We start from the raw sequence: 338 nt of genomic DNA, 5'->3' as shown, positions 1-338 counted from the left end.
ACGGAGCCAGTATCGACCAGATACCACGACGCAAAGAGTGTCTTACTTCGCCAAATGACCAGTTTTCAGTCAGCCCTTTGTAACCTTCACGTTTAGCAATAAAGTAGTTAGTGACCACTAGCGTCGACGCCATAATGAAACCCGGCACAACCCCAGCAACAAACAGTTTTGGAATAGATAAAGAGGCAAACTGTCCGTGTTGAGCAATGGCCTCTGGCGGTGCCATTAATCCCATAGCGGAGATGCCGAAAATAACTAGCGGAATGGATGGCGGGATAATGATACCCAATCCCCCTGAAGCGGCAGTCACCGCAGAGGCGTAGCTCTTATCGTAATCT

1 protein-coding gene is annotated in these 338 nt (G+C 49.1%); it reads right to left on the bottom strand.

The features are described from left to right. A partial coding sequence (locus tag AB4512_RS25325) for a TRAP transporter large permease subunit (protein ID WP_372176220.1) occupies positions 1-338 on the bottom strand: 338 nt, incomplete at both ends.

The organism is Vibrio sp. 10N.222.52.B7 (assembly GCF_041474275.1).
In the GTDB taxonomy this organism is placed as follows: domain Bacteria; phylum Pseudomonadota; class Gammaproteobacteria; order Enterobacterales; family Vibrionaceae; genus Vibrio; species Vibrio crassostreae_C.
This window is presented reverse-complemented; position numbering and strand designations above follow the sequence as displayed.